The following is an 8537-nucleotide window of genomic DNA, read 5'->3' on the forward strand; positions in this document are numbered from 1 at the left end:
ATATAAAAACCTTTTAAAAACTTTTTAAAGTGCTATTATCATATCTAATGAAGATAAACCATATGAAGGAAAAAATATGGCAATTCACCAAATTTTGACGCAGCAAGCTGCAAGCATTACCGATTTAAAACGGGATCCGATGGGCATTGCACAAGCAAGTGAAGATGGCGCAGTCGCCATTTTAAATCGTAATCAACCGGCTTTTTACTGCGTAACACCAGCCCTTTTTGAATATTTTCAAGAGTTAGCGGAAGATGCCGAATTAGGCAAAATTGCGCAAGAACGCATGAATAACGGTGAATTTATTGCGGTAAATCTTGATGACTTATAGCCTAAAATTTCACGAGAAAGCGTTAAAGGAATGGAACAAACTAGGCGAACCGATAAAAAGCCAATTTAAGAAAAAGTTGTATGAGCGCTTAGAGAATCCTCACGTGCAAGCGGACAGATTAAGCGGATTTTCAACCGCACTTTATAAAATTAAACTCCGTGCGGCAGGTTATCGCCTTGTTTATGAAGTTAGTGATAATGAAATCACCGTTTTTGTGTTATCAGTAGGTAAACGCGACCGTCTACAAGCCTATGAAAATGCTCGGAATAGAGCGCATTAAGTCCGAGAGGTTAGAATTTTAATTACATAAATAAAGCCCGCTAATGGGCTTTATTTTTACTTAGGATATGAAAATGAAAGAAAAGAAACCATTAATAAAACAATGGTACACGCTCGATCAAGCAATAGAAAAGTTAAATAAAGAAAACGTATGTGATTTATCCAGAAATGATTTAGTGCATTTTTGGTTAAATGATCTTATAGAGTTTCACACTGCTATTTTCTATAACATAGAAAAGGCCACGTTAGGAAATATAAAAATAGAGTATGAGAATCTACAAATATTCGATTTTGCACTCAATTCAGATGAAATAGAGGAAAGATTTTTTAATGAAAAAAAACCTATTTTTAATAATGGTATTTTAACTGTGTGCGCCTATACTCCTTTATTTGAAAAAATAGCTGATTCTTTTGATATATATGGAACAGCAAGAGAAAGGCGAGAAACAAATAGAATAGATAATGTTAAAAAGGAAATTTCTTTTGAGAAAAGGATGCCGTTACTTATAGAGGGGCTAATAAGAATAGATAGACCAAGTAGCATTATAGATAAGATAAAAATTAAAGATAGTATAAAAATAGATAATATTTCATGGTTGTTTATTGATGATGAAGATAAAGATTTCATTATCGAGTTAGAGAAAAAAACTATAGATTTTTTATATTTGGATGAGATTTATGTAACGCATGAGAATTTACAAAAACTTTATGATTTACATGAAGATGGAAAAATAAATAATAAATTACAATCAAAGAAAAGCCAAAATACACAAGCGCGCTTTATCCGTGATTTACTCGCAATTAACTACAATTTACATACGGCTCAAGAAATAAGAGGAGCACTTGATAACCCTCGTTCAATGATAAGCCGACAATTTGACGAAAAAGATCTAATCAAACCAAGCGGAAAAACTATCTATAATTATATCAATCAAGTCGAAGATTAATCCCTTACTTTGGAATATTCCAACTATTTTTGGAATATTCCACCTTTCAAAATTCTCACCACCTACCATACGCTCCGACAAACAAGACATTTCAAGACACATTATTTGACAATTTCTATAACCAACTAGGGGCAACTATGGAAAAAAACACTTACGCCGAAGTGCGTTATTACTCAACCGCCACAATTTGCAAAATGTTAGATGTATCTCGTGCGTGGTTATGGGATCAGGTTAATGCTGGCCATTTTCCTAAACCGATTAAATTTGGGCGATTAGCGCGCTATAAGGCAGAAGATGTAGAGCGTTTTCTCGCAGACCAAGAGCAAGTAACAGAAATTAATTTAATGGGGGAATAAATGGCAGGCTTAACAATTTATTGTCCTTTTTGCGGACAACGTGCAGGCATTCGTACCACTGAAAAACTTTCATTACTTGTTACCAAAGCTCGCATTTATTGCCCTTCATGCGGGCAATTAAACGCCGATTTTGTTGGGCAGATTAGCAACATTAAAAGAGCGGTTTATGTTGATTGTCCTGAAGCGAACAACTGGGAGAAAACCGAAAAAGAAACTTTACAGGAAAAGGGCATTAAGCCCATGACGAATGAAGAACGATTAGCGCAGTTAAAAGGGCAAGATAAATCACAAGGCAAGTTATTTTAAACCGTACGCTGAATTGAGAACAAAAAAAAGCCCAGTCTTCAACACTGGGCTACCCATAAACCAACCTAAGATATTGGATAAACAAAGGAATTAATTCATCTAAGGAATCGTATGAATTATACAATTAAATCAATGCACTACAAAGAGAAGTGCGAAAAAACAAACAAATTTATAGTTTTACTATTGACAGATGAAACGAAGTTAAACTATATTAAACCCGCATTCTCAAAATTGAGGGCCGGCCGTGACAAGCTGAATTTACATATGGCGAACAACAGCGCGCTAATTTGCGCTTTTTTTGTTCCTTGCGTTTACGCATCTATCCCAAATAATCTATCTTTTGATAGACTATTCTCAATGGTAGCGCGTAATGGGCAACCCTTTGTGGTTGGCTGCTTTCCATATGTAGCAGTTTGTCACCCCGTTACGTGCTACCGCCCGACCGTGACAAGTCTAGCGGTAGTTCCTAAAGATTTACATATGGACACCGCAGAAATGATCTATAAATTTCTATGCGTTAATCGCACACACCCGCACTTTAATTTGTGCATTCAAACTATTCACGCCAACACCGAAGAAAGCGCAAGATTAAGCCTTAACGCTGATTTTCGCTATCTTGCCACCGTTGCAAAAATTAACCCCAAATTTGACCGCACTTTAGCGATGAAAGGGGGAATTTATGCGTAATTTTTTCTTTCTCTCAGCATTCGATCACTTTCACCAAAAATACTATTCAAGCAGGTTTTTCTTTTACGAAGAAGCCGAGAGGGTAGCGCGCCATTTAATGGAAAATGACCCTAACGTATGGGCAGTAAAAATTCAAAAAATGGGAGGTGAAAAATGAGCAGAGAATTAATAACAACGACAGATGGGATCTTAATTTGTCGAGATTCTGAAAAAGATAAAAAGGCGAATCCTTCTATTTTATTGATTAATGATTTAGCTAAACATTTCCTTATTCCTAAGCATGATGAACATAAAAATGTAACAGATGCATTGGCTTTTTATAGCATGTGCTATTTAGCTTTAATGAAAGAATTAAAAGGCACGGAAGTTTTAGAGTGGATTAATAGAAATTTATGCGATGTGTATTCGCATAATGGCGGTTTTCCACTTGAACAAACACTTGAAAAATATGCAGAAACAAAATCACCAAAAGGAGAATAGAAATGAGTAGAGCAAAATTAGAAGCATTAATTGATAGCGCAATGCAACAAATCAAAACAGCCTTATTGAATGAGTTTGATGAAGTGGTGAAGTCCATGAAAAAAGATGAATTAGAAAAGTTAAAACAGAAGGAACAAGATGTGCTTCAACGACAAATTCAAGAGACAAAGATCAGTGCTGTTATTGAACAGTCAAGAATGCCAAGCGGTGATAGATACTTTTCAATTAAAGAGATTGCAGAAACTGGCTTATGTTCAGAACCTACTATTAAACGTTGGATAGCGAGTGGCAAATTAAAATCTTATAAGTTTGGCAGAAGTCGGAAAGTTGCTGAAAGTGATTTGAACGCCTATTTAGCTATTTGCAAACAATAAGACATGACCGATAAGCCCAAGATTTAAACAAAGGATAGAACATGATGCAACAACAAGAACAACCACTAACCGTAGAGAGCCTAAAGCGTATTCTTGCGAACCATGACGAACGCCTAAGCCGTTTGGAGAATGATAAGAAAGCTTATGGATTAGATGAAATCTGGACAGCGAAAGACGTGGCTCAATACGCAAAGATTTCTTATGGCTATTTTATGCAAAAGTTAGCTATTGACCCAGCTTTCCCCGCAAGCGTTGGAACACAAAAGAAAAACGCTCCGAAGAAGTATCGTGCGGAAGATGTGATTGCGTTTTTTAAAAATAGAAATAAAGCATAGGGGGATATATGGCAAAAGTACAAAATTTTGATGAAGTAAACCGTAAAGATAATCTTGAAGACGTTTTGATAGTAGGCGATAAAGCGCATTTTTACTGGAAAAATTATCCAAATCGCAATAATAAAAAAGAATGGGTATATAGTGAAGAATGGCTGTTATTTTGCAAAATCATACAGCAATCTACTGATGAAACGCCTTTAATTTTAGACTTGTCAACGCATCCAAATATTCAAGATATAGAGATTGCGAAACAGCAAGAATATTTATCAATTATTTTCCTTGATGGCGTAACTGAAGCGCAAAAAAGCGCTCTTTTTCTCAATCTTGCAAAAACAACACAGATAAGAATTATAAAAATATTTGATCAGAATCTTATTGCTCAAGATATAGCGCCTGATTTTTTACAGAAAATACGCAATGACGAAGAGCTTTCTAATATACAAGCTATGCATGCCAAAGAAGCAGAAGAAAATGCAGATAGCGACACCCCAATCATGATAAAAACCGCCAAGCCCGCAGAAATTAAATTTGCGGATAATGGCATTAAAAAAGGGCTTTTCTTGATTGATGAGAACGACAAGGGAATAAACTATCATTGGCTATCTGATAAATTTGATGTTATCGGGCAAGGAGTGGAAATCGAAGAAGGAAACTTGCACTACTCAATGCTCCGCTTTAAATCCAACGGCAACCGCGAAGAAATCACGGAGGCTATTTTACAAGGTGAAATTGCAAGCGCGGAAACATTCAAAAACTTAAGAAATAAAGGGTTAGAGATAAATTATGTCACTAAACACCATCCATTTTTAGCGAACTATATTTCATCCAAAACCATTACTTCGCCTAAATGGCGTATTGTATCAAGTTCAGGTTGGAAAAATGGCGCGTATATTTACCCAAACGGCGAAATAATCGGAGAAATGGACAATAAACAGCCATTATTTTTACGAAATCAACCGATTAACGCTGATTTATTTAACCAATCTTGCACATTGGCAGAATGGCGAGAAAATGTTGCGAAATATGCCAAAGGAAATGATTTAATCATTCTTTCGTTGCTTTTTGCCTTAACAGCGCCAGTTGTAAAAATTGTCAATGCGCCACATTTTGGCATTCATATTTATGGCGATAGTTCAAAAGGTAAATCTATTTGTAGTCATATCGCCAACAGCGTTTACGGCCACGGAAAAGATTTAGAACGCTCTTGGAGTGCAACTCGAACCGCCTTAATTAATGAAGCCATAGCGCGGAATGATTGCCTATTAGTGATGGATGAATTAACTAACCTTTCACCCGATCTAGGTGTGGGTATTACTTATGAACTATTTCAAGGCGTAGAGAAAATGCGCGGCAATGCTGATAACGGACAAAATCGAAGAATCCGAAACTGGCAAACTATGATCTTAAGTAATGGAGAAAAAAATCTAGTAGACCAGTTAAAGGATATTTTCAAAGAGAAAAAAGGAAATGTAGTCAAAGCCGGGGAACTTGTCAGAATGCTGAATATCCCATTTGAAGGGCTCACTAATTTTCATCAATTTGCCTTAGATCCTAATTTACCTACACCTTATCACAAATCATTAGCATTTGTTGATTTTATCAAAGGCAACACTGGTAAATTTTACGGCGTAGCGGGCAGGGAATGGATTAATTTTATCATTCAGAATAAACCCCTACTCAATACAGAAAAGGAAAAGCACGAGCGAGCATTTATTGACAAAATGATCGCATCAAAACCGAAAGATATTGCCTATGAAGAACTCAACCAAATAGGGCGCGTAGCGAAGAATTTTGCATTATTGGAAACCGTAGGAAAATGCTCAAAGCATATTACAGGCTTAAATGATGACGAAATAGAAGCGGCAATTTTCAACTGCTTTACATTATGGGTAAATGAATTTGGCTGGGGAAATAAGGAAAAAACACAGATTATCGAAAATCTAGATTTATTCATCCAGCAGAATATAGGCGATCTTTATCACGTTAGAAATAAGCAGATTGTAAACACGCCAGTAAGCAAAAAATTTGTAGGGTTTTATTTTGAAGAAGATACACGGGAAAATTCCTATCTAATACTAGACAAGCGGAATCTACTTTTAGAAATGGGGGCTTTTCCAGAGAAAAAAATTATTGAATCTTTGCTCAAAGAAAAGCGATTAATCAGAACGGAACGAAAAGATAAGGATACATGGCGCAATGAATCAACCTATCCAACCTTGCAGGATAAAAACATTACAACACCAACAAAAAGAGGGTTAAAAATCACCCTACCATTGGAGGAATAAATAAAGGCGGTTCGATTGAATCGCCTTTTTATACAGTAGTGTATTTAACATAATACAGGGTGATTGTTAATCTTTTTGACTTTTTCTATAGCAAACCAAAAATAACGGGGGAAAAGTGGGAAAGTGGGAAAATATAATAATTAACTTATAAATTTATAATTAAATCAATATATTATATAATTATTTATGGTTTTTGATTTTCCCCCCGTTTCCCACTTTTCCCCCTTTCTTGAAATTGGAAGGGATACAAAAAGGGGAATTTTTCCAAAAGGGGGGAAAATGGGGGAAAATTTCCCGATTTTTTTATATTTTTATCAATGAGTTACAAGTTTTTCCCACTTTTTCCCACTTTCCCCCGAAAAATAGGGAGCTGCCAAAAAAATACAAGTAAGAAAAATACAACAAAATTTCTATACAGTGGTTATTAATCTTCTCAAGAATAAAATTTGACATCTAAATATTCAATCTTAATTTCTAGTAAATCTGAATCTAATCACCGCTATATCTCATGTAAACGCATTGTCAAAAAAATGAACGCATAAAACAAAATTAAACGAAAATTAAAGATTGACCGTTAAATCTCTTTTTCCCATAATCGCCCTTTAAACAAGGACAAATAACAGGAAAATTTATTTTTAACTCCCTGTATAACTCCCTAACGGGCTATGCAGAATATCAAGGTTTTAGACTACACAAGGCTTAAGAAGAAAAAATCGTTGTTCCCTCTCACCGCCATTCAAATATTTTCTTTTCTGAATTTAAAATCATCTTTTAAATCAATCATTTTTGAAATCTAGAATTGACGTTATTTTTCTTTGTATAAAATATGCATAGAGCTATTACTTTCGCTGAAAAAATAAATAGAAAAACAATAATAGATTGAGATGAGTTATGGCACGCCCTAAAGGATTCGAACCTTTGACCCACGCCTTAGAAGGGCGTTGCTCTATCCAGCTGAGCTAAGGGCGCATTTCAAGGGTTACATCTTTTGTATGGAATTTCGAGGGAAATATAAAAGAAGTGGTCGGCGAGATAGGATTTGAACCTACGACCCACTGGTCCCAAACCAGTTGCGCTACCAAGCTGCGCTACTCGCCGACGATTGAGCACAATTATAGTGAGCTTTTCTTTTCAGTCAATTAATTTTTTAGATTCCTCTTTCAACTGCTCAAAATTATTCCAGTTTTTTTAACCGCTCTTTTGTTGTCTTTGTAAAATAAGGCGTAGTCAGTTAAAATAGCAAACGTTTACTTAATGCCACCTTGAGGAAAAATGCATGACCGCCCAAATTATTTCAGGTACTGAATTATCAAAAAAAATTAAATCTGATGTTGCCAGTAAAATTGAACATTATCGTGCTCAAGGTAAACGTGCGCCAGGACTTGCAGTAATTTTAGTGGGCGCAGATCCTGCTTCTCAAGTCTATGTGGGCAGTAAACGTAAAAGTTGCGAAGAGATTGGAATGGTCTCGAAATCCTATGATTTACCTGAAACCACGACAGAGGCGGAACTACTACAACTGATTGACCAATTAAATGCCGATGAAACCATTGATGGTATTCTCGTCCAGCTTCCATTGCCTGAACAAATTAATAGCACATCAGTGATTGAGCGTATTAGCCCTGAAAAAGATGTGGATGGTTTCCACCCTTATAATGTGGGGCGTTTATGCCAACGTATCCCAACTTTACGTGCTTGCACCCCTTATGGCGTGATGAAATTATTAGAAACCACAGGTATTGATTTACACGGTAAACATGCAGTGATCGTTGGCGCATCAAATATTGTAGGGCGCCCGATGTCACTTGAATTATTATTGGCAGGCGCTACTGTCACAGTGACACATCGTTTTACCAAAGATTTAGAGCATCATATTCGTCAGGCAGATGTTTTAGTGGTGGCTGTCGGCAAGCCTCGTTTTATTCCGGGCGATTGGATTAAAGAAGGGGCAACAGTCATTGATGTGGGGATTAACCGTATCAATGGCAAATTAGTGGGTGATGTGGAATATGATGTGGCGATACAAAAAGCGGCTTATATTACACCCGTGCCGGGTGGAGTAGGGCCAATGACAGTTGCCATGCTGATGTTTAATACTCTTTATGCTTATGAGCATAACAATCAATTAGTTTAAGGAATAAAAAAAGTGCGGCTAAA

General features: G+C 36.2%; 11 protein-coding genes and 2 tRNA genes. 11 read left to right on the plus strand and 2 right to left on the minus strand.

The genetic code is table 11. The annotated features are described in order from the left end of the window. Positions 1–76: 76 nt before the first annotated feature. The 10 genes from A9500_RS02175 (at position 77) to A9500_RS02220 (ending at position 6380) form a co-directional block, all read left to right on the plus strand. Positions 77–331 (plus strand): type II toxin-antitoxin system Phd/YefM family antitoxin, encoded by a 255-nt coding sequence (locus A9500_RS02175; RefSeq protein WP_065243731.1) that lies wholly within the window; start codon positions 77–79, stop codon positions 329–331. After that, a complete protein-coding gene (locus tag A9500_RS02180; protein WP_065243732.1) occupies positions 321–611 on the plus strand; it encodes a type II toxin-antitoxin system RelE/ParE family toxin in 291 nt (96 codons plus the stop codon). Before A9500_RS02175 ends, A9500_RS02180 begins: the two co-directional genes overlap by 11 nt. Positions 612–684: 73 nt before the next feature. Then, positions 685–1557, plus strand: a complete 873-nt coding sequence (locus A9500_RS02185) for a hypothetical protein (RefSeq protein ID WP_065243733.1) — start codon at positions 685–687, stop codon at positions 1555–1557. A 137-nt stretch (positions 1558–1694) separates the two neighbouring features. Then, complete coding sequence (locus A9500_RS02190; protein WP_065243734.1) at positions 1695–1913, plus strand: AlpA family transcriptional regulator; 219 nt, start codon at positions 1695–1697, stop codon at positions 1911–1913. Beyond that, entirely contained in the window at positions 1914–2219 is a 306-nt protein-coding gene (locus tag A9500_RS02195; RefSeq protein WP_005699810.1) for a phage transcriptional activator, Ogr/Delta-like protein, read from the plus strand. Between the two features lie 111 nt (positions 2220–2330). Beyond that, on the plus strand, positions 2331–2906 hold the full coding sequence (locus tag A9500_RS02200) for a host cell division inhibitor Icd-like protein (RefSeq protein ID WP_257005661.1): 576 nt from the start codon (positions 2331–2333) through the stop codon (positions 2904–2906). Positions 2907–3059: 153 nt separating this feature from the next. Further along, the gene (locus A9500_RS02205) at positions 3060–3386 is read left to right on the plus strand and encodes a hypothetical protein (protein WP_065243735.1); all 327 of its coding nucleotides are present in this window, start codon (positions 3060–3062) and stop codon (positions 3384–3386) included. Between the two features lie 2 nt (positions 3387–3388). Next, positions 3389–3760 (plus strand): helix-turn-helix domain-containing protein, encoded by a 372-nt coding sequence (locus tag A9500_RS10855; RefSeq protein ID WP_257005662.1) that lies wholly within the window; start codon positions 3389–3391, stop codon positions 3758–3760. A 41-nt stretch (positions 3761–3801) separates the two neighbouring features. Then, the gene (locus A9500_RS02215) at positions 3802–4095 is read left to right on the plus strand and encodes a hypothetical protein (RefSeq protein ID WP_040035083.1); all 294 of its coding nucleotides are present in this window, start codon (positions 3802–3804) and stop codon (positions 4093–4095) included. An 8-nt stretch (positions 4096–4103) separates the two neighbouring features. Next, positions 4104–6380, plus strand: a complete 2277-nt coding sequence (locus A9500_RS02220) for a DUF927 domain-containing protein (protein ID WP_065243736.1) — start codon at positions 4104–4106, stop codon at positions 6378–6380. A gap of 892 nt (positions 6381–7272) precedes the next feature. Here A9500_RS02220 and A9500_RS02225 read toward each other — a convergent pair. Then, positions 7273–7349 (minus strand) — tRNA-Arg (locus A9500_RS02225). Between the two features lie 52 nt (positions 7350–7401). After that, positions 7402–7478 (minus strand) — tRNA-Pro (locus A9500_RS02230). Between the two features lie 178 nt (positions 7479–7656). Between A9500_RS02230 and folD the strand changes: the two genes are divergently transcribed. Beyond that, positions 7657–8514 (plus strand): bifunctional methylenetetrahydrofolate dehydrogenase/methenyltetrahydrofolate cyclohydrolase FolD, encoded by an 858-nt coding sequence (folD, locus tag A9500_RS02235; RefSeq protein ID WP_065243737.1) that lies wholly within the window; start codon positions 7657–7659, stop codon positions 8512–8514. Positions 8515–8537 lie beyond the last annotated feature (23 nt).

Source organism: Haemophilus sp. CCUG 60358 (genome assembly GCF_001679485.1).
In the GTDB taxonomy this organism is placed as follows: Bacteria; Pseudomonadota; Gammaproteobacteria; order Enterobacterales; family Pasteurellaceae; genus Haemophilus_D.